The 21,054-nt window shown below is 38.6% G+C and carries 17 protein-coding genes, 1 tRNA gene and 1 pseudogene; 3 read left to right on the top strand and 16 right to left on the bottom strand.

The features are described 5' to 3' along the window. Positions 1 to 107: 107 nt before the first annotated feature. Positions 108 to 701: pseudogene (locus NSS70_RS06845) on the top strand (multicopper oxidase domain-containing protein); the annotation flags it as partial. A 267-nt stretch (positions 702 to 968) separates the two neighbouring features. Here NSS70_RS06845 and NSS70_RS06840 read toward each other — a convergent pair. The 3 genes from NSS70_RS06840 to NSS70_RS06830 all read right to left on the bottom strand — a co-directional run bounded on the left by NSS70_RS06840 (position 969) and on the right by NSS70_RS06830 (position 1,986). Next, a complete protein-coding gene (locus NSS70_RS06840) occupies positions 969 to 1,547 on the bottom strand; it encodes an HXXEE domain-containing protein (RefSeq protein ID WP_198318514.1) in 579 nt (192 codons plus the stop codon). Positions 1,548 to 1,751: 204 nt separating this feature from the next. Then, entirely contained in the window at positions 1,752 to 1,901 is a 150-nt protein-coding gene (locus tag NSS70_RS06835) for a TetR/AcrR family transcriptional regulator (RefSeq protein WP_232515741.1), read from the bottom strand. Further along, positions 1,843 to 1,986 carry a hypothetical protein gene (locus tag NSS70_RS06830; RefSeq protein WP_232515499.1) on the bottom strand — a complete coding sequence of 48 codons (144 nt, stop codon included), beginning with the start codon at positions 1,984 to 1,986 and terminating at the stop codon, positions 1,843 to 1,845. The genes NSS70_RS06835 and NSS70_RS06830 overlap by 59 nt, the downstream gene beginning before the upstream one ends. A gap of 490 nt (positions 1,987 to 2,476) precedes the next feature. Between NSS70_RS06830 and NSS70_RS06825 the strand changes: the two genes are divergently transcribed. Further along, positions 2,477 to 3,850: an IS1380-like element ISGsp2 family transposase gene (locus NSS70_RS06825; RefSeq protein WP_044899598.1), complete on the top strand. Its 1,374-nt coding sequence runs from the start codon at positions 2,477 to 2,479 to the stop codon at positions 3,848 to 3,850. A 341-nt stretch (positions 3,851 to 4,191) separates the two neighbouring features. On the opposite strand, the gene NSS70_RS06820 is transcribed toward NSS70_RS06825, so the two are convergent. The 13 genes from NSS70_RS06820 to NSS70_RS06765 all read right to left on the bottom strand — a co-directional run bounded on the left by NSS70_RS06820 (position 4,192) and on the right by NSS70_RS06765 (position 20,620). Then, complete coding sequence (locus tag NSS70_RS06820) at positions 4,192 to 4,590, bottom strand: hypothetical protein (protein WP_339199277.1); 399 nt, start codon at positions 4,588 to 4,590, stop codon at positions 4,192 to 4,194. Between the two features lie 920 nt (positions 4,591 to 5,510). Further along, positions 5,511 to 5,816, bottom strand: coding sequence for a TIGR04104 family putative zinc finger protein (locus NSS70_RS20805; protein ID WP_117017504.1), 306 nt, complete (start codon positions 5,814 to 5,816; stop codon positions 5,511 to 5,513). A 669-nt stretch (positions 5,817 to 6,485) separates the two neighbouring features. Further along, positions 6,486 to 7,823: an MFS transporter gene (locus NSS70_RS06815; RefSeq protein WP_311067059.1), complete on the bottom strand. Its 1,338-nt coding sequence runs from the start codon at positions 7,821 to 7,823 to the stop codon at positions 6,486 to 6,488. Between the two features lie 91 nt (positions 7,824 to 7,914). Next, positions 7,915 to 8,703 carry an enoyl-CoA hydratase/isomerase family protein gene (locus NSS70_RS06810; RefSeq protein WP_327847675.1) on the bottom strand — a complete coding sequence of 263 codons (789 nt, stop codon included), beginning with the start codon at positions 8,701 to 8,703 and terminating at the stop codon, positions 7,915 to 7,917. Positions 8,704 to 8,733: 30 nt separating this feature from the next. Then, positions 8,734 to 10,293, bottom strand: coding sequence for a class I adenylate-forming enzyme family protein (locus NSS70_RS06805; protein ID WP_340881120.1), 1,560 nt, complete (start codon positions 10,291 to 10,293; stop codon positions 8,734 to 8,736). A gap of 7 nt (positions 10,294 to 10,300) precedes the next feature. After that, on the bottom strand, positions 10,301 to 10,792 hold the full coding sequence (locus NSS70_RS06800; protein WP_063387539.1) for a (2Fe-2S)-binding protein: 492 nt from the start codon (positions 10,790 to 10,792) through the stop codon (positions 10,301 to 10,303). Continuing rightward, complete coding sequence (locus tag NSS70_RS06795; protein ID WP_066248256.1) at positions 10,779 to 11,666, bottom strand: FAD binding domain-containing protein; 888 nt, start codon at positions 11,664 to 11,666, stop codon at positions 10,779 to 10,781. The genes NSS70_RS06800 and NSS70_RS06795 overlap by 14 nt, the downstream gene beginning before the upstream one ends. Positions 11,667 to 12,252: 586 nt before the next feature. Then, the gene (locus NSS70_RS06790) at positions 12,253 to 12,708 is read right to left on the bottom strand and encodes an SRPBCC family protein (protein WP_340881119.1); all 456 of its coding nucleotides are present in this window, start codon (positions 12,706 to 12,708) and stop codon (positions 12,253 to 12,255) included. Continuing rightward, positions 12,705 to 15,122 (bottom strand): xanthine dehydrogenase family protein molybdopterin-binding subunit, encoded by a 2,418-nt coding sequence (locus NSS70_RS06785; RefSeq protein ID WP_340881118.1) that lies wholly within the window; start codon positions 15,120 to 15,122, stop codon positions 12,705 to 12,707. Before NSS70_RS06785 ends, NSS70_RS06790 begins: the two co-directional genes overlap by 4 nt. Before the next feature lie 520 nt (positions 15,123 to 15,642). Further along, complete coding sequence (locus tag NSS70_RS06780) at positions 15,643 to 16,731, bottom strand: XdhC family protein (protein WP_340881117.1); 1,089 nt, start codon at positions 16,729 to 16,731, stop codon at positions 15,643 to 15,645. An 11-nt stretch (positions 16,732 to 16,742) separates the two neighbouring features. Then, positions 16,743 to 17,495 (bottom strand): response regulator transcription factor, encoded by a 753-nt coding sequence (locus NSS70_RS06775; RefSeq protein WP_340881116.1) that lies wholly within the window; start codon positions 17,493 to 17,495, stop codon positions 16,743 to 16,745. Between the two features lie 149 nt (positions 17,496 to 17,644). Next, complete coding sequence (gene moaA, locus NSS70_RS06770) at positions 17,645 to 18,664, bottom strand: GTP 3',8-cyclase MoaA (RefSeq protein WP_340881114.1); 1,020 nt, start codon at positions 18,662 to 18,664, stop codon at positions 17,645 to 17,647. 345 nt (positions 18,665 to 19,009) lie between these two features. Continuing rightward, complete coding sequence (locus NSS70_RS06765) at positions 19,010 to 20,620, bottom strand: IS1634 family transposase (RefSeq protein ID WP_340880959.1); 1,611 nt, start codon at positions 20,618 to 20,620, stop codon at positions 19,010 to 19,012. A 359-nt stretch (positions 20,621 to 20,979) separates the two neighbouring features. On the opposite strand from NSS70_RS06765, the gene NSS70_RS06760 reads away from it, so the two are divergent. Next, a tRNA-Val gene (locus NSS70_RS06760) sits at positions 20,980 to 21,052 on the top strand. The last annotated feature ends 2 nt before the right edge of the window (positions 21,053 to 21,054 follow it).

The following is a 21,054-nucleotide window of genomic DNA, read 5'->3' as shown; positions in this document are numbered from 1 at the left end:
AATAATTATTTTCTCTAAATTACTTTGTGGAAAATTATTTATATAACTCTTTCTCCATAAATTTTGCACATTTATTTTTTATGATGAAAGTTTATGGAGGAAAATACATGAAAAAATTATTGTTTGGAACCATTTTAGCGGGAGTCGTTGCGATTAGTGCAGCCTGCTCAAATAACGCTTCGCACAGTTCTATGCAAGGACACGATATGTCAAACATGAATAAAAATGAGGAAAAAACATCCAAAACCTCTGAAGTCAATGAGCAACTGAATTTGGTAACAAATACAGAAGTTTTATCCGGTAAAGAGATTAATCTTACTGCTAAGGAAGCATTATTACAAATAAATGATAAAGTAAAACTTCCGGTCTATACGTACGATGGATCGGTTCCCGGAGCGCAAATGAGTATTAAACAGGGGGAGACTGTTAAAATCAATTTGAAAAATGAATTACCGGAACAGGTTACGATTCATTGGCATGGCTACCCTTTTCCAAATAGTAAGGACGGAATTCCGGGGATCACAATGGATGCAGTCAAACCGGGCGAAACCTTTACGTATGAATTTACAGCTACTGTACCAGGAACGTATTGGTATCATTCCCATCAAGAAAGCGCGAAACAAGTGGACAAGGGATTATACGGTACATTAATCGTAGAACCTAAGAACGAGGAAAAAGTAGATCGAGATTATACACTTGTGTCGCCAAAGATTTCATCCTGTTCCTTGTATTGGGCTAGTCGAGGTAAAAAATTTTCTTGAATCAGTTTTAAAGTTTTTTTTCCATTTCTTGCGTTCTGTCCGTTTTTCCTTCCGAACTTTTGGTTCGGATTCCTGTTCGATTTCCTGTACAACAATTGTATTAATTTGATCTTTCTTAAGTTTTTCGATAAAATACTCTGCACATTTTGGGGTATATTTATATGAAAGTTACCCGCCTACAGTTAATCGTGTAACTTCAAATCTATCTTACAACAAAAAATTCTTGTCGGCACCATCTTCCTCAATTTTTTTTGTAGCTTTATTTCTTTCATTCACCAGAAACAGAAATAATATTGGCACGATGATGAAAGCTCCAATAGTACTCCACAATATATCTGTTCCGCTTATGACTTGTTCTTTCAGCAATCGATAGTAGGTATATGAAGAATAGGGCAACACTAGAATGATGGAAGTGATTACACCAGGAGTGTATTTCCTTAGGTAGAGTGCTTGCCCTAAATGTGTGAACACATGGGCAAAAAAGATAAACAGTAACATTAAAAAAATATAGTAAAAAGAGAAAATGACGGCTAAACATGTTGCTGTTGTAATGGTAAGGAAAATCCAAAATACATCGTACGCAAATTGAACAGTTGTCATCTGAAAGCTGCTATAAAAATATTTTCGTATTGATTTAGGTAAAACCGCAAGAACTTGTTCCTTGTTCTGTTTGGTCCACTTCTCCACCGTAAGAATCTCTTCGAAATCATGAAACATAAACAAAATGGGAAATAACCAAAGCACGCTAATCAAATGAAGTTGAGAATCCAACCAATCTAATACCATTTCAATCACCGCTTTTCGAACGATTTTGAATTCCGCCCAAAAACATCTGTCCTACTTTACTTTTTCTCCTGTTAATAAATATCGATGTAATAGTAACAATTGACTCTGGCGCCACCCATGTGTCAATTTTTTCTTTTACAATTCCGAATCGCTTGTTATTGAACATATCAATCTTACAAAACTTTGACATCCGATAGCGATAGTTCAACAGATTTTTCCAACATCCCTTAGTTTTATTAACTGTTGATCAAAATTTTGAAATATTTGTTGAAAGATATCTTCCTTACTCTTGAAATTAAAGTAAAATAAAGCTTGCGTTAAGCCTGTTTTTGCAACAAATTCGCTCCTTTTGATACTTTGAAAACCCTTTTTCCGAAAAAAGCTCTTCAGGCATTTGAAATAACTTTCTCATACTCTCTTCGCCTTTTTTTACAGCCAACAAGAATCTCCTTTTTTATAACTAACTAATTAGTTAGTTATAATTATAGGAAAAATTTGCTTTGTTGTAAATAGATTTTCAAAACAGGGAAGAATGGAAAGTACCGAAAGTAAAAAGCCTGAGGCGCTTAAAGCTAATGTCAATCTTTGCTTTCGCTGATAGAAAAAATTATTGCATTTATAATAAAAATTAATCAATAAGGTGAAAGCATAACGAGGCTGCCGCAATGGCCGTTAAACCGATGAGACAGCCGCTGTTTTTTGAATGGGGATTTGTCCTTTGTTGCGTCTTTTTTCTCACACTGTAGACAGCACAAGCCAGATCCTATTGCGGGGATTATGTGTTAAAAACGGGGATAGTATTAATTGGATAATAATAGGAACGAATAAAGCTACCTGAATCCGTGACAAAACATCTTTACAATGGTCGCAAACCGTTGATACGATAAGGGAAAACGACGTTGACGATTCTTCATCAAGTAGGTGATGTGATGAAAGATTTCCCGATTCGGTTTGTATTGACAGATGAAGCGATTACCCCAAGTGCTGGGCTTGCTCTCGTTGGCTACTTACTCCATCGAACGAAACTGGATAAACGGGTAAACGCACTTCGGCTTCCAACGGTTCGTCGAGAAGTGCACATTTCCCATAGCGATGTCATTCGCTCGATGATTGGCTTGCTTGCCACAGGAAAAACGGATTTCGATCATATCGAAGCGTATCGTCAGGACGATATCTTTTCGGCATCGATGGGGATTCAGCACGTGCCTTCCTCTCCAACCTTGCGACAACGACTCGATCAGCTCGCTTGTCTTCCGATGACCGAAACGATTCTTTGGGAGGAGTCCATACGTCTGTTGATTCAACGACATGCCACTTTGTCCCCTTGTTGGACCAAAGGAAAGACGACATGGCTTCCCCTTGATATAGATGGTTCCCCATTTGACAACTCCGATACGAAAAAAGAAGGAGTCAGTCGAACGTATAAAGGATTTGACGGTTTTACACCGTTGTTTGCGTATGCAGGGAAGGAAGGGTATCTCGTTCATGCCGAGTTGCGTCCAGGGAAACAACATGTGCAAGACAACATGCCCTCGTTTTTAGTCACCGCTATCCGTCGAGCTCGTCAACTGACTTCATCTCGTCTGCTTGTTCGCATGGATGCAGGAAACGATGCAGAAGCGAATGTGCACGTATGCCTAAAGGAAGACGTGGACTTTGTCATCAAGCGAAACTTACGCCGAGAATCGAAAGCGCTTTGGTTCCAGATCGCTTCGCAAAAGGGCAAACGTGTCGATGATGGACAAAGCGAAGGAGTACAAACCTATGAGCTATGCCTTCCACAGAAGGCAGCGATCGATGGAAACACGTATACGTACGTTCAAGTCACCCAAGTGACGGAACGGACGATGGAACGCAATGGACAGCTGATGCTCGTTCCTGATTATGAAGTGGAAAGCTATTGGGTGCGGCTCAAAGGATACGAGCATGTTCGAATGAGCGATGTGCTCGCGTTGTATCATGACCATGCGACATGCGAACAGTTTCATAGCGAACTGAAGAGCGACTTAGATTTAGAGCGGCTTCCATCTGGGAAGATGAAAACGAATGCGCTCGTGTTGGTCATGGGAGCCTTCGTTTACAATCTTCTTCGTCTGATTGGACAAGATCTATTAAGCGATCCGAGACATCCGTTGCACCACAAAGTGAAACGCCGCCGCATCAAGACGATTATTCAGACGGTGATCACGATGGCAGGGCGACTCGTCCGTCGATCACGACAGATCTGGATGAAACTGACGCGAAGGAGTGGCTATAGCGAGCCCCTACTGAACGTCTATCAGAAATGGAGAGAGGCAAGATAACGAACGAATGTTCGGGCACTGATGTCCAACGTCACTCCCTGTGCTTTTTTGTCTATTTTTTTGGTTCGTATACCTAAAAAAGAGATTTGTTCCATTTTCGGAAATAGAGATGACATAGGTCATAAGCATAAAAAGGGTTTTATGGATTATCAATCCATCAAAATTACAACAAAATCAAAGTCGATTTCAATTCATCACGGATTCAGGAAGCTAAATAAAAACAGCGAAGAAGTTTGACATTATTTTGAAGAAAACAGGGAGGCGAAAAGCTAATTTCAGACATCATTTTGTTTTTATCTAACGGTTTTGTCCAAAAAGAAACGCTTAATAGATCAATGCGGTTAATATATGTTTAAAATATTTTTGACTCGCTTGATTTCTTTCTTATTTTCAAACAAATCTTCCACAAGAATTTTTTGACCGTTTGCTACATCAGTGAGCTGTTTGTCCATCTCCTCGATCTTTTGTTCAACTTGGTCGAGCCGCTCATTGATTTCGACCAATTGCTGCTTCGTTTGTTCAAACTGCTGATCGGTTTGTTCAAATCGTTGGTCAATTTGTTCAAACCGTCGATCAATCTGCTCAAACCGTTGATCAATTTGTTCAAACCGTCGATCAATCTGCTCAAATCGTTGGTCAATTTGTTCAAACCGGTTATTCGTTTCTTCTGAATGGTTTTTTAGCTGCTCAGCCAGTTCTTTAATCGCTTGCAAAATCATTTCATTTGTAATTTCAGCCATCGGTATGCTCCTTTCTTCATTTTAAATATAACTATTATTATACCATATTGCGGTCATTTCGATATAAATCGCATCAACTTTCATGTATTCACATGGTAATTGGAGTATGATGTTTAAAAACACTTTATGCAATGTTTCGCTCAAATGGAGAAAGTTCGACACTCTCTACATTCGCAAGAGCGGTTATAGATACTTTTTGTTGATTTATTAAGAATCTATCACATAATTCAGAATAATTTTCGCTGATTTTTCCATTTTCGGATGATTATCTTTTGTTGCGTTTCATAATTTAACAACGATGTTTCGTTTACTGATCATTTAATACAATCAAATGATTATTTGTAATCTTTAACCATACTTTTTTTGCGCAAGTTCAGAAGATGTTGAGTAGAGATTTTTTCATAACGTACTTTGTGTTTCTATCCCTTTTTTGCTCTTACTAATCGGTAGAGATCAAACGATGTCCTCGTTAACAGTCCGAATGTCTTTTCGTCTTCCTCAATAAAAATAGAAATTTTGGAAATACCCTCTTTCGTTTTTGAAAGACATCGCTTAAATAGATCCAACCTACTTTCTCATTAATTTCGAAGGAGCAGTTGAGAGATTGAATAGATTTCTGAACTGTTTTCGATCCTCAATTTCCTTATATTATTAGAAAATATTCATTCCTCTTTCATATATCTCTCTTCTCGTAATCGTAAACGACTGCTTCTCTCATTGACACTATAGTTATATGCGGGGATTTTTTTCAGGCGATACGGGGGTACCGGTTCTGAGGTCCTTTTGATGAAAAATCGGGATTATTGAATTAAGATGAGAAGCTAAAAACTTTACACACAAATATTCTCCATAAAACTCCTCCCTATCATCAAGATTACGCAAAAACCCTTTTATCATCAGCTTTAACAATACGTCCTTTTTCACCAAAGGGGCTCCTCATGATCGACAAACGAATATAAAAATGGCAGCAATATCATATCCAAAACTGACAACAACAAAAATATCAACATAGTAAACTTGAATGGAAGCCCAAATACCTGTAATGCAAAAGATATGACCAATGGTACAAAAGTTGCTATACCCATTTTTTGTCTTGATTTCATTGTTGGATACATTTTTGTTCCACACTTAGGGCACTTTATTTCTTGACTAAATTTGAACGAAGCACGAAATATGTTTCTCCAACTAAATGGATGGTTACATTTACAACATTTTGGCAATCCCATTGAAACTACCCCTTTTTACTTTATTTTACCATATGATATATATTTCTCTATGATTGATAACAACAATCTTTTAGAGAATAGCTTTTATTTTACACTGATGTAACCTGTTACAAATCCATGGAGTGTATCATGTTTTCATGAGTGAAATGTTTGGATATTATGTGTGAAAATAAAGGCAGAAATTACACTTATTGTCGGCATATAATAAATAATAAGTGTATGTATTAAGATGAAAAAGAGGAATATTGCAAATAATCAAGAATGATCAATGCCGATCTTTAGGTGAAAAGAGTAATAATAGCATGAAAAAGATATTTTTTATGAGTCAAAAGGATTTGTTAAAAAGAAGGATTAAGCAAATATTATCGAAAGTTCGAACAAAATAATTAGGATTTAAACGCGGACTTTACTGTTAAGCTGAATTTAAAAATAATGGGATCGATATGTTTCGCGTTACAATGAATAAGTTCGGAACATGAAAAATATGATAAAGTAGAGAAATATTTATGGATAAAATCAATTAACCTCCTTCTTTTTGAACATTTTTAAGAAGGAGGTCTCAAAGCAATCGTACGATAGGCTTGTTCAAAACAGATCTTTTTCCTATCCTGTTTGTTGTTTTTAAAGGCTGTTTTCGTAAGCTTTGTTGACTTCCGATTGATTCGCTGTTTATTTAAAATTCCCTTTTGTTTCTGGTATGATGAAGCTGCCCAACAGATACAAAATGAAGAGAGCAATAAAGAAATACCCCAAGGACGATGGAATATTCGACGTTTGACCGCTGACCACTGTTACCAAAGTCGGCATCATCCCGCCTACAGCAAATCCCATATTCCAGGACAGTCCAGTACCCGTCGAACGAATAGATGTAGGAAAACGTTCATTTAAAAAGATCAGCACGGGAGCATATGAGCCATTCCCTAAAAACGACAACCCCATTGCAAAGAGCGTAATCATTGTCAGATTTTGAGCGTGTGCCAATTCTGTATACAAATACGGAAGAGCAAACAGATTTACGATGCCTAGTAAAATGAATGTTTTCTTTCTACCTATAATAGTGCTCAAATGACCGAGAACAACAGCAGCAACCAGTGCAGAAATACTGCTTACCATAAGAATAATTGAGGATTCGGTCTGCGGGATATCATTAATTACTTTTAAAAAGGTAGGCAAATACCCGCAAGTTAGGTAATAGGCTGAGCCGCCGCCGATTACAATCATTAAATTAATTAATAAAACTGACAAATATTTAGTGAACACCGTTTTCACCGGAGACTGCTGATGTTCCGGTTTCGTTTCTTGCTCCTTCTTATGCTGCACCCATAACGGTGACTCCTCAAGCTTCTTGAATACGAACAGTCCGAGAACAGAGCTCAATATGCCGGTAAAGAACATAAAGCGCCAGCCCCATTCGCTGAATTCCGGCCCAGAAAAAATATTTGACAAAACAAAATATACAATGGAGGCCAGCAATGCACCAAGAGCAGCACCGCCCCCGCCGACAAGGCCGGACATCAAGCCGCGCCATTTCTCCGGTACGGATTCCGTCCCAATTGTATGGGTGGAGGCAACAACTCCTCCGACAAATACACCTTGGATTAAACGAAGAATAATAAAGATGATTGATGCAGCGGCACCGATTTGAAGCACTGTTGGCAACGCTCCAAACAGGGCGGTAGAAATCCCTACACCAGACACGGCCACAACCATTGCTCGCTTCCTCCCATGGCGATCAGCATAGGCACCAAAAAGCGCTGAGCCGAGAGGACGCAAAAATAGTGTAACTGCAAAAGAAGCATACACAGCGGCCAATGAAAGTGTCGGTTTATCTGTCGGGAAAAACAACTTTCCTAACTCAGGTGCAACATAGAGAAGAATAAAGAGATCATACAAATCCAACGACCAACCCAACAGAGACGCCATAACGGCTATTATCATTTGCTTTCTACTAGTCGATGCTTCCAATGCTGAAGTTTGCTGAACGGTTGTCTCCATATTACCATTCATACTACTCCACCTTTCTTTTGAAAAATTTTTAATTTTCAGTAAATTTTAACTTTAGGAAACGGCGAGCTAGCCGTTTCCCGAAGTTTCCGTCTTATTTGCCTTTAAAATTCGGCTTTCTTTTTTCGACGAATGCTTCGACTCCTTCTTTGAAATCTTCTGTAGTGCGAAGCAATCCATAGGCTTTTCCTTCTATTTCAATTCCTGCACTAAGCGGTGTTTCTTCGGCTGCATTGAGCACTTGTTTACATACTTTTAATGCAAGCGGAGAGAAGTTTACAAGCTCTTCAACGAGTGAATCGACAGCGCTTTCTAGTTCTTCCTTTGGAACAACCTTTGTAATAAGGCCCCATTGATACGCTTCTTCAGCAGGAATTCTTCGTGCACGCATAATCATGTCTTTTGCGCGAGTTAATCCTACTGCTTTGGCCACCCTTTGTGTTCCGCCGCTTCCTGGAATCATACCAAGATTCATCTCAGGCAGTGCTAATAATGTGTCGTCTGCTGCAATTCGAAAATCACATGCCATAGCAATTTCAAAACCGACTCCAAACGTATAGCCTTGAAGCTGAGCAATGACAGGCTTTGGAGAACGTTCTGGTGCTGCAACGTTTACAGCAAGATGTGATAATTCTTCTTGATGCACTTCCAAAAATTCAGGGATATTCCCTCCTGCACTAAATGCCTTATCTCCTTCACCTTTAATAATGATGACGCGAACATCATCGTCTTTATTTAACTCATCAAAAATTTCTGGAAATTGCGAGCGAGCTAGCATGCTAATATAATTCATTTTTTCTGGACGGTCGAAAACAATTGTTGCCGTCTTTTTTTCCGGATTTTTTTCAACTCGAATGTGATCATATTGTTTTACTGCTTCCATGTTTTGGTTCCCCTTTCTTTTTTGAAAAAATTAAACGATTTTTTCACTTTCATTTATATATAGTTCAAATTCTCCCGTTTTGAGTTTACGACGGAGAATTTTCCCAACAGGGCTTTTCGGTACTTCTTGAATAAATACATATTTTCTTGGACGTTTAAAGTTTGAAAGTTTTGTATTATTTTTACAATAATCGTCAAGTTCCTGTATGGTAAGTGACGGATCTTTTGGTACGACATAGGCAGAAACAACTTGGCCCCAGCGCTCATCTTCTTCACCAATTACAGCAACTTCATGCACTTTCGGATGCTTGGCTAAAACATCTTCTACTTCAAGAGGATGTATATTTTCTCCGCCGGAAATAATCATATCATCGACACGTCCGACGACATATAAATCTCCATCCTCATCTAATTTGCCAAGGTCTCCAGTAAAATACCATCCATCCCGAATGGCTTTTTTTGTAGCATCTGGTCTATTCCAGTAGCCTTTAAAGCTTTCTGGTGATTCAATATTGACAATGATTTCTCCCAGTTCTCCTTTTTCCACTACATCCTCTGGAGTTGCATTGCCATCAGGATCTGCCTTAACAATGCGGATACTCTGATGAAAGCCTGGCTTACCGGCACATCCTGGTTTTTCCTTCACATTATGGTTTATTGTAAATGTGTAAATTTCAGTGCTGCCAAAATGGTTCACAAACACTTCAGGCTTTAACATCTCAATACATTTTTCTGTTAAAGCTGTTGTCATAGAAGCGCCTGCATAACCAATTTTTTTCAACTTAGACAAATCGAAATGATGAAATTCAGCGTGATTTAACATATCGTGATATAACGTAGGTACTAAGTAAAGGCATGTAATTTCTTCACGTTCTATTAATTCCAACGCTTCCTTTGCATCAAAATCAGGCAGAATAACATATTTTCCATTTAAAAACATAATAGATAGAAGGGAGCGCATTCCCATTGTGTGATAAAGCGGCATTGTCCCTAATGTACTTTCCCCGTCTTGATATTGGTTTTGGATAATATGGGCTAGCGCTGCACTATATTCATTTTTGTGCGTTCGAGGAACTCCTTTCGGTTTTCCTGTTGTTCCGGACGTATAAAGCATAAGAGCGATATCGTTATCATCTATCGTTGGCTTTTCCAAGCTGCCAGGACTTCTTTCAACAAGCTCATCATAGTAGATATCAGCTCCTTCTACTTCGCCGAACCCAATAAGTATCGGTTTTTGGTGCAGATTTGCTTTCAGCACGGATTCTTGGCTTACGCTCTCGTATATGACAGCAGCAGCCTCAGCATCATTTACACAATACTCAACTTCTTTCACCGAAAGCCGAAAATTAATTGGAGTGTAAATGGCTCCAATTTTTTGCAGCGCCCAATAAATCACCGTATTTTCAAGACGATTTTTTAAAAGGATCATAACGCGGTCATGCTGTTTAATGCCGATTTTTTGAAGTGAAGCAGCGACTTTTTCCACTTCATTATGATATTGCCTGTACGTATACCTTCTGTCTCCTTCAACAACAGCAAGTCGATTTGGATGACGCTCAACAGCAAATTCAAAAAGAGTTAAAAGGTTCATATCATCATCACCTTTCCACCCGAGCATGATTACTATTTTCTTCAACTGTTTTTTGAATTGCTTCTATAATTCCAACATAACCCGTGCATCGGCATAAATGTCCTGATAGCATTTCTTTTATTTCTTGAACGGAAGGATTCGGATTTTTTTGTAAATAGTCAGTTGCTGACATTAAGATTCCAGGTGTACAGAACCCGCACTGAAGGCCGTGACATTCAATGAAATTTTTTTGTAATGGAGTTAATTGACCGTCTTCTCCCAAACCTTCTACTGTTGTGATCTCCTGCCCATCCACTTGAACCGCAAATATGAGGCAGCTTCGAACAGCTGAACCATTTAAATGGATCGTGCAAGCGCCGCACACACCATGTTCACAGCCGACATGCGTGCCAGTGAGACCGCACGTTTCTCGTAAAAAATCACTTAACAGCAATCTTGACTCAACTTGTTCTTTATACTTTTTCCCGTTGATCGTCACTTCAATTTCATGAACGCTCATTGGCTTCACCCCTCGCTCGTTCGTAGGCTGATTTCACCGTACGCACTGCCAATTTTTTCGAAAGATGTCTTCTATATTCAGCAGTTGCGTGTATATCTGACTCTGGATCTACCATTTCATCCACTATATCCTCGACTTTTTGGAGAAGGGAGTCAGATAAAACCTCTCCTTTCATCCATTCGTTTGCCCCTTCTATTAACAATGGCGTTGCTTCAACACCGCCTAATACAAGTCTTACATTTGTAATGCGATCTAAATGATCAATCGTTAATTGACAAGCAGAGGCAACGAGTGCAAAATCACCGTGACGACGAGAAATTTCATAAAATGAATATCCATTTCTTTCTTGTTCTATAGGAATGTGAATTTCCGTCAGCATCTCATTTGGCATTATGTCAGTTGTTAAATAAGTAATAAAGAAATCCTCGACGTTTACTTCTCGCACCTCTTCTTTAGAAGCAATATGAAGGGTCCCTCCGAGCGCCATCAATGAAAGAGGAATTTCAGCTGTTGGGTCAGCATGAACAAGACTTCCTCCAAATGTTCCCCGATTTCTCGTTTGAACGTGCCCAATAAAGGGAACCGCTTCACTTAGAAGCCCTAAATGCTTCTGAACTACATCTGATCTTTCAACTTCCGCCTGCCTCGTTAACGCACCAATTTTAACTTTGTCACTATCAAACTCAATAAATTGCAAATCATGAAGCTGATTAATGTCAATTAAACATTCTGGCGATGATAGTCTCATGTTCATTATTGGTACAAGACTTTGACCACCGGCAATGATTTTCCCGTCAAATCCTGCTTCTTCTAAAAGTGTTAAAGCTTCATCAACTGTTTTCGGGGAATAATAATCAAATTTTACGGGTTTCATATACTCCCCTCCTCGTTTAGTATTTTTAGAATCCTCTTTAGAGAGAGGCATTTTCCAGTTAGACTCTTTGATAACTTTTTCAGATAGTGTTGCTAACTGGCACTATCTGAAAAAGTTCCATTTTAGGGGTAGACTTTTCGTGATGCCCCTAGATAGTAGTATTAAGGATCATTGGGAGAAATCCATCAGCTATGACTACTTATAAAGTCTGTTTCTCCAGCTCTTGTTCGAACTTCTAACCCGCAATCTTGTTCCCTCTTGCCACCAATGCTGAATGTGACAGCTTCCAGACAGCATGGATTAGAGCAAGTTCTCGTGATTGATCAACAAGTGGACTGGGGACATCCCGAATAGTCCTTTCCACAGATCCTTACATGAAAGGGGTTATTTTCAGGAAAAGGGCAAAAATCGCTTTAATGATGCTAAATGTAGCAAACTCCATTCAAAAGGCAGCCAGATTTTCTTATCGGTGCAGAAGACTCAATCGACCTTTTCATTTCGTCCACTCACAGTATGATCTAGCAGTTCAAAGGATTTGGAATTTCCAATTCCTTTGATTTTTGTGCTTGACTTGTATTTTCTCTATTTAAATAGATTGTTCGCTTTTCGCTAGTTCTTTATTAAACTTTTTAAAGAAGTCCTGAATGATTAATTTAGCTACACCATTTAGCATTCTTTGCCCAACCATTGCCACTTTTCCGCCAACTTCCGCTTCATACGTATAGTTCAATTCCGTCTTGTTATCGTCAATTGGAACAAGATCAACAACTCCTGCTGCTTCAACACTTCCTGGTCCGCCTTCCCCTTTTACAACGAGCTTATAATGGTTCGGTTTTTGAACATCAGCAATTTCAATGGTTGATTCATATTTTCCTTTCACAGCAGCAATTCCAATAGATACTTCCGCTTCATATTTGTTTTCATTGACAGACTCTAATTTTTTACAGCCCATAATGCAATTTTTTAATGCCTCTGGGTCCAGCAGCACTTCCCATGCTTTTTCAATTCCTGCATTTAATGTTACGCTCCCTTTTCCGTTCATGATGATACCTCCTGTTTTTTAGACTGATTCAACATGTTCCATACTTTATTTGGCGTTATAGGTAATGAATCAATCGTCACACCATATGGCTTCAACGCATCATTTACTGCATTTGCAATGACAACTGGTGCACTCATTGTATTTCCTTCCCCAAGACCTTTAGCGCCTAATGGTGTAATTGGTGATGGCGTCTCAATATGTTTAATCGTTACATTTGGTACTTCAGGTGCTGTTGGACATAAATAATCCATAAATGATCCAGTTAAAAACTGACCTTTTTCATCGTAGACGAGTTCTTCATACATGGCGCCGCCAAGCCCATGGACCAGGCCTCCCAATATTTGTCCATCGACAATAAGCGGATTTAACAGTTTTCCAGCATCGTGGACCGTGAAATAATCTATAATGTGGATGTCTCCTGTCTCTGGATCAATTTCAACTGTCACTAAATCAGCAACAAATCCATACGTAACCGATGAATTAATTAAATCCTGATCATCCGGCGGTTCAGCCTGGGCAGTATAATAGGCTGTTTCATAAATTCCAGGCTCCATCCCTTCTGGCAAAGAAAGTGGATTCCAATGGGCTGATCCAACAACCCTTTTTATAGAAATAGATTTAGATGGATCGGTTTTGGAAACGATCTTACCGTTTTCGATCGTTAAATCTTCTTCCTTCGCTTTTAAAAAATGTGCGGCAATTTTGATAAGCTTATTTTTTACCTTATGTGCTGCGTAGTACACTGCACTTGATCCGAGTGACGCAAACCGGCTGGAATAGCTTCCAGAAGCAATGGACCATGCACTTGTTGCTGTATCAAGTTCAGCTACAACATTAATTTTTTCATGCGGAATTCCGAGAATTTCCGATACGATTTGGCTAGCGACCGTTTCATGCCCTTGTCCGGACGGTGTTGTACTAATGCGCACATTCACATTTCCCATAGGATCCATCGAAATCGTCGCCGCTTCTGAACAACCAGATTTCGGCAATCCTGCTTTTCTTTCCTCTGGAGTTAAGGCGATCGTAATGTATCCCATATTCGAACCGGATGGTTCAACGATAACAGCGAGGCCAACACCAAGAAGCTTTCCCATCTTGCGTGCTTCAGCTTGTTTTTTTCTGAATTCATCATATTTACCGATTTTTAATAGCAGGTCAAATGCTTTTTCATAGTCGCCGCTGTCATACACTCCACCAGATGCCGTTCTGTATGGAAATTGTTCTTTTTTAATTAAATTCCGTCTGATCACTTCAGCTGGCTCTAATTTTAATTCATCTGAAATGATTTGCATGATCCGTTCAAGAGGGAAATACGTTTCTTGTCCCCCATATCCGCGTATAAGCCCTGTTGGCAATTTATTCGTCATAACGGCATACGCATCAATCATTAAGTTGGGAATATCATAGGCACCGGTTGTGTTAGCATGATTCCGGTACAGACATGCCGGCTCTGGTGCCCGAATATATGCACCAACGTTGTCAATCATTTTCATTTTTAATCCGAGTATTTTTCCGTCATTTTTTACTGCTGCTTCAATATATGTGACTCGATCCGTACAGCTTGAACTAGCTGCTAAATGCTCCTGCCTGTCCTCGATCCATTTCACTGGACAGCCTACGAGACGGCTTACAACGGAACAAAGAACGATATACGGGAATATTCCTGCCTTAATTCCATAACTGCCGCCAATATCTTTTGGTATAATAATCCGCAACCGATTGCTTGGAATTTTTAATGCACCTGCCATAATCGAATGAAGCACAAACGGTCCGTGAAAGTTTGCGTGAACCGTATAACTATCAGAGCTATCCTCGTATTGTGCAATAATGCCGTATGTTTCAACTGGTGTTGCAGAATATTTCGGAAATTGAAAACGATGCTTGATGATTTTGTCAGCTTTCTCAAAAGCCTTCTCTACATCTCCATAGTGAAATGTTCGATGATTAGCAATATTTGAACCAACATTTTCATGTAAAATAGGTGCTCCATCTTCTATTGCACGTTCAATATCTACAATTGGTTCAAGATTTTCATATTTCACCTTAATTTTTTCTAACGCATCCTCCGCAATATAACGGTTTTTGGCCACGACAACTGCTACTGGCTCACCTACAAAACGAACTTTATCAATAGCAATTGGATAATAGTGTACTGGAGCACTGACGCCAACACTAAAAGGATTTAATAGAGGATGTACATCCTTACCTGTTACAACACCCTTTACTCCAGGAATTTCTAAGGCTTCCGAATAATCGATAGACACAATTTTGGCATGCGGATAAGGGCTCCTTAAAATGGCCACATGACCAGTATTCGGCGGGGTACCGATGTCATCAATATATTTTCCCTGACCAGTCAATAATCTAGCATCTTCAACACGCGTCACTCTTTTCCCAATCACTTTACTCATTTAACTTACCTCCTTCCGAAGAAATCTCTCATAATTTTGTGGTGACTCACTAACTTGAGGATATTGCGATCGCAGCAAAACAAATATCATTACGAATTTTTGCCCTTTTGGCTCATCCCTTTAAAGAACTGGATGACCTTTTTAATTCGATATTTTGCTTGAACAATAAACAGGTTCCCATTTCTTTCATAGCATTGAATCACGGCACAATAACGCAACAACGGTGTCAGTCTTGTCAGATGCATTTTTTAATCTTATTTTTAGCAATGTAATCAGCCTTGATTGGTAATATCTCCTAAAACCAATCGGTTTACTTATTTCAGAGAAACTTTAGTTCAGAGTTAAGTCAGCAGCAATACCGCTTAACTGAGATTTTTTACTTTCATCCACGGTATTTTGGTCAATACCTTTCCAATAGATGGTATTAATAGATTGTGTTTGACCATCCGCTTTGAAAAAACTGCAGCTGATATCACTCAACAAAATATGTTTTTTCACCTTTATGACTGATGTATCTTTTTTAGGAATAAGCCATTGCCGCCAGCTCTGATAATTTCTTTCCTGTTCCGCCTCTGTACACCGTCATAATTTCAGCCAAAATACTAAAGGCAATTTCTTCCGGTGTTTTCGCTCCAATATCAAGACCGATAGGACTATGAATTTGCTGAATAGAAGGATAAGCCTTCAGAGTTTGGCTGCTTTCAATTAATTGGGCAGTTCTTTTTTTCGGACCTAATAGACCAATGTAAGCCGCATTTGAATGAATGATGGATTCTAATATTTCTTGATCGTGTAAAAAATTGTGTGTCATTATAATGACATATGTGTTTTCATTAAACGAAACGTCAGGAACAGACCCTTTAGGATAAACTTGGATAAAATCAGCATCAGGAAAATTATTTTCATTGCAATGAGTAGGACGATGGTCAAGAACAGTCACAATCCATTTCAAGCTTTTCGCCATTTTGACAAGCGGAATGGCATCAGGACCTGCGCCAAAAATCTTTAAGTGTGGTGGTGGACTTAATGATTCATAATATACGTACAATTCTTTTTCACCACCTAAATAAACCATTTCATTTTTTAAATTGTTTTTCCGATCTTGATAATCATGAGCAATTTCAGAAACGGTAATAAGTGAGTCGTCATTACTTTGCAAAGGGTCTAGGATCCACATTTTTCCTTGAAGATTTTCATCTTTCGCATTCACGATCGTGACAGCGTGTAATTGTTTTTGGAGGGATTGTGAAAAATATTGATCAATCACTTCTGTCCTTTCAGGCTGCTTTTTTGGCAGATATGGTTGTAAAAATATGTTCATTTTCCCATTACAGCCGACACCAAGTCCCCAAACAATATCCTCTTCTCCGTAAAAATCATAGTGGAGAACTGCCGGCTTACCCGTTTCGAGCACTTTTACAGCATGTTCTACAATATCTGCTTCGACGCAACCTCCGCTTAAAAGACCTGTTAGCTTTCGATCTTCTGATACGAAGCATTTTGCCCCTGTCTTTTGGTAGGTAGATCCTTTTGTAGAAATAATGGTTCCAATAACACCTGATAACCCTTCCTTTTTGCAGCGTTCCAATTCCTTTTTAATCGTAATCACGACTTCACCTCCTATTCTTTAAAATGAAACTGCTCCCGATACTCTCTTGGCGTCTTCCCAACCAATTTTTTAAAAGCGGTTGCAAAATAGCTTGCATTTGAAAAACCGGTATTGTTAGCGATAATTTCAATCGGAAGACTCGAAACTCTAAGCAGCGTTTTAGCTTTTTGAACTCTAACAAACGATAAATATTCCACAAATGTCATACCAACTTCTTCTTTAAACAATCGGCTGAAATAAGATGGACTTAAATATACTTGATTTGCCACTTCTTTTAGAGTAAGAGCATAACCATAATTCATTTGAATAAACTGAATGGCACTTTCGATCGGATTTTTTAAGTCAGAGGAAAAATGACTTTTACCATTGATGGTTTGATTAATTTCTTTATTTAATCCTTGGGGCAAAATCCGCTCAAATGTATCAAGCAGTTCATTTTTGGAAAGCGGTTTCAACAAATAAGCTGAAAAACCTGAGTTGATCGCTTCCTGAACAAACTCGAACATTTTTAACTGAGTCACAACAATCACGGGCAAATCTGGATACAGTTGCAACGCTGATCTCCCTAATTTGATACCGTCTATATCTGGCAAGGAGATATCCACAATGAGTATAGTCGGTCGATTTTGCTTTAAAAGGATCATACCTCGTTGAGATGTACTTGCTTCATAAATGGAAAGAAAGCTGAATTTACTATCTTCAATAATTGACTTTACATCCTTCCGAGCAGATTTATCATTATCAACAATTAATACATCAGCCAATTGCTCCCCTCCTTGTTTCTATATATTAGATAAAAATGTATTTTAATGGTTTAAAAATTTTGCGATTTCAATTTTAATTTTTTCTCTTTCGAATTTTCTAAAAAAAAATAAAAAAAACAATCAGCATTTCATCACCAAACGCCGATTGTTTATCCTCCTATATATGACATCTCAATTTTATTTTTGTTCAACATACCTTTGTTTTCTGTACGTTCAACAGAATATTGATCTTTACGATTTTGCCAAACACGTTCAATAGCCATTTTGATTTCTTCTGAACTTTTTCCTGAACGAATGAAATCCCGTAAATCAAATCCTTCGTGGGCATATAAACAAGTGTACAGCTTTCCGTCTGATGAAATACGCGCCCTCGTACAGCTTGAACAAAATGGTTCTGATACTGATGTAATAAATCCGATTTCTGAACCTGTGTCTTGATGACGATATCTCTTGGCTACCTCTCCAAAGTAGTTTTCATCAATTGGTTCAATGGAATAAACAGAACTAATCATCTTTACAATATCTTTTTTTATCAAGACATCTTTCATATTCCAGCCGTTTGTATTGCCTACATCCATAAATTCAATAAATCTTAATGGAATCCCCTTGTTTTTAAAATATTCCGTCATCGGCAAAATTTGGTGATCATTTACTCCTTTTTGTACAACCATATTTACTTTAACCGAAAAACCGATCGATACAGCATAATCAATATTTGCCAAGACCGTTTTTGCTGATACATCTCGGCCATTTAGACGGCGAAACGTATCGTCATCAATCGCATCAAGGCTGATGTTCAATCGGCGAAGACCTGCTTCATATAATTTTGAGCCATACTTTTTTAAATACACGCCGTTTGTTGTCAAACCAATATCATGAATTCCTTCAATTTTTGAAAGCATGGCAATTAGTTTATATACATCCTTTCGAAGAAGCGGTTCGCCTCCCGTCAGCTTAATTTTCTTCACGCCAAGCTCAACAAAAATTTTCGTGAGCCGGGCAATTTCTTCAAACGTCAACAAGTGATCCTTCGGAAGGAATTGATAATCGTCTCCGAATATCTCTTTCGGCATACAATACGTGCACCGGAAATTACATCGGTCGGTTACAGAAATACGCAAATCGCGCAAAGGGCGGTGCCTCTGATCCAAGACTTGGCCATTTTTCATTTTTTATCACATTCCTTTATAAGGATTTTCAAAAATGATCGATATTATAAATGTTATCCTATCAAATTATTAAAACGATTTCAAAAATATTGCATAAATGGCAAAAGGACACTCCTTTTTCTTTCCTATCATTTTGTATAACAAAGAGGACTCCTTACAGATTATTTAGATAAAACGGAAAAATAACTACTGTTACACTTTGTCGTCAATCAGGAACAAAAACCTCTCGGAAACCCGGTTGGTCGTTTCGCATAATTTATACTCAAGTTTGACAGAGTACACTAAAGAAAAGCCCGAAAATACTGGTGTTTTGGACTTTACCCACAACACGTACCACTACACTTGTTAGTGGCACGTGTTTTTTTCTAATACTCTAGGAGGCGCTTGTGTGACAAGTGCTTCAAATGCTAGATTTGCTTGACCTTGTAATTCTGTACGAACGATTTGCTCTTCACCATTCACGCGTATTTTCGAGGCCTTCATCTGGCTTACATCATGCAAAATATCCTTTACACTTGTTTGGCATCCTATTTCTTTTAGCTTATAGGCCAAAAAGGATTCCATGACAAGCGCAAGGAAACAAACCATGATATGGCCTCGAATACGAGATTCCACTCGATGGTACATCGGGCGAAGTTCTAGATTCGACTTCAGGTTACGAAAGGCTTGTTCCACTCTCCACAACTCTTTATAGGCAAGTGCTGCCTCTTCATCCGTTAATGACGAGTTGGTCCGAATGGCGTACTTTCCGTCAAACTTTTCGTCATTGGATACCTTCTCTTCATCAATTTTGGCCGATGCTTTTTCTATCGTTAAAAACTTGGAATACGCACGGTTTTTGACGAGTCCAGATGGACCGAGTTCATCAAGCTTCGATTGAAGGTTTTCTAACACGACTTGACGACTCGCTCGATCACGTTCTTCAGCGTCCGGATTGTAACAGAGTACATACGTTTCGCCATCGATTTTCTTTGACTTCACTTTTAGATTCGGGAGAACCTTCTTATATGGCCCACGGATGGATAATAGCTCTTGGGCTTTCTTCGACTTTCGTAATTTGACACCCACAATATATTCCATGCCCAGTTCACGAATTTGATCTAAGTTGGCTTCACTAACCATTCCGCGGTCTCCCACTAGAATGACTTTCTGAATAGGATAGCGCTTCTTCAGATCTCCAACCACCATGCCAAATGTCTTCGTATCATGCATGTTTCCAGGGAAGACTTGATGCCCAATCGGAATCCCTGTTTTGGTCATTAATAAGCCAATCACGACTTGTTTTCGATCTCCACGATGATCTTTGGAGTAACCATAGTGAGCCAGCAGTTCGTCTGCTTCCTCTCCTTCGAAATAGGTGCTTGTCGTGTCGTAAAACACGATATCTACTTCTAATGAGGTTAAATCGGTTAAATGTCCATAAAGTTGTTCCTCAATTTTTTCTTTTTGTTCACTTAAGAAGTCTAATGCACGATAGTAGTGATGGAGTTGAATGTCTGAAAGACCTTCTGCATAAATCGTGTCGATCCATTGTTTGAAGATATAATGCTTACTATTGGAATCCATGAGACGGTTTAACACCATAGCAAAAATGGCTTCGTCATACTGAGAAGCAGCCTCGGAATCATCCATGATTTTACGTAATAGCCGACCAAGCCCTAACTTTTCCCATACCTTTCGGAACAGATAAACCGGCCCAAACTCTTTTGTCCAAAGCACGGAGACAGAAGAGGAAGAGCCTTGCCCGTGAATTCGGTCAAAGTAACGCTCTGAAAATTTGGCTAATCCCTCGATTATGTTATCGACAGAGCCATTCTCTAATAAATGTTCTAACCTCCCTAGATTACAAAGCGTTTGTTGCCGAACTTTATTGTCTACACGAAATGTACGACATATTTGTAGATATTGACGAACAGAACCATTTTTATTTTTTTGCTTATTAATTCGAATATACATAGCACTAATAGTATAACATATATTACATATTATTGGATATACAAAAGTTATCCACATAACACTACATAATGATTATATTTTCGATAAAAAAAGTGGATAACTATTGGTATAATCACCTTTAGTTATCCACATGTAGTGAAATGGTGTCAAACTTGAGTTATAATTCTCAACATTTGTGCTTCTATTAAAAGCACTTCCTTTTATCAATTTAGATTCTAAGACCAGAAAGAGCTTATCAATGATTAAAAACTACAGCAAGTAAAAAAACTTGCATATTGAGGCTTGACATATTTTTATAACAACATTACAATAGATATTGTCAAAAAAACGCATTAGAAATTCATCTGTTTTGTTAATATGATTCCGTAGCTCAGCAGGGAGAGCGCCACCTTGACAGGGTGGAGGTCGCTGGTTCGAGCCCAGTCGGAATCACT

The organism is Aeribacillus sp. FSL K6-2848 (assembly GCF_038004325.1).
GTDB classification, from domain to species: domain Bacteria; phylum Bacillota; class Bacilli; order Bacillales; family Aeribacillaceae; genus Aeribacillus; species Aeribacillus composti.
This window is presented reverse-complemented; position numbering and strand designations above follow the sequence as displayed.

Coding starts and splice junctions, on each gene's coding strand:
- NSS70_RS06840 (WP_198318514.1), bottom strand. CDS start 1,547: ATGGTATTAGATTGGTTGGATTCTCAACTTCATTTGATTAGCGTGCTT.
- NSS70_RS06825 (WP_044899598.1), top strand. CDS start 2,477: ATGAAAGATTTCCCGATTCGGTTTGTATTGACAGATGAAGCGATTACC.
- NSS70_RS06820 (WP_339199277.1), bottom strand. CDS start 4,590: ATGGCTGAAATTACAAATGAAATGATTTTGCAAGCGATTAAAGAACTG.
- NSS70_RS20805 (WP_117017504.1), bottom strand. CDS start 5,816: ATGGGATTGCCAAAATGTTGTAAATGTAACCATCCATTTAGTTGGAGA.
- NSS70_RS06815 (WP_311067059.1), bottom strand. CDS start 7,823: ATGAATGGTAATATGGAGACAACCGTTCAGCAAACTTCAGCATTGGAA.
- NSS70_RS06810 (WP_327847675.1), bottom strand. CDS start 8,703: ATGGAAGCAGTAAAACAATATGATCACATTCGAGTTGAAAAAAATCCG.
- NSS70_RS06805 (WP_340881120.1), bottom strand. CDS start 10,293: ATGAACCTTTTAACTCTTTTTGAATTTGCTGTTGAGCGTCATCCAAAT.
- NSS70_RS06800 (WP_063387539.1), bottom strand. CDS start 10,792: ATGAGCGTTCATGAAATTGAAGTGACGATCAACGGGAAAAAGTATAAA.
- NSS70_RS06795 (WP_066248256.1), bottom strand. CDS start 11,666: ATGAAACCCGTAAAATTTGATTATTATTCCCCGAAAACAGTTGATGAA.
- NSS70_RS06790 (WP_340881119.1), bottom strand. CDS start 12,708: ATGAACGGAAAAGGGAGCGTAACATTAAATGCAGGAATTGAAAAAGCA.
- NSS70_RS06785 (WP_340881118.1), bottom strand. CDS start 15,122: ATGAGTAAAGTGATTGGGAAAAGAGTGACGCGTGTTGAAGATGCTAGA.
- moaA (WP_340881114.1), bottom strand. CDS start 18,664: ATGAAAAATGGCCAAGTCTTGGATCAGAGGCACCGCCCTTTGCGCGAT.
- NSS70_RS06765 (WP_340880959.1), bottom strand. CDS start 20,620: ATGTATATTCGAATTAATAAGCAAAAAAATAAAAATGGTTCTGTTCGT.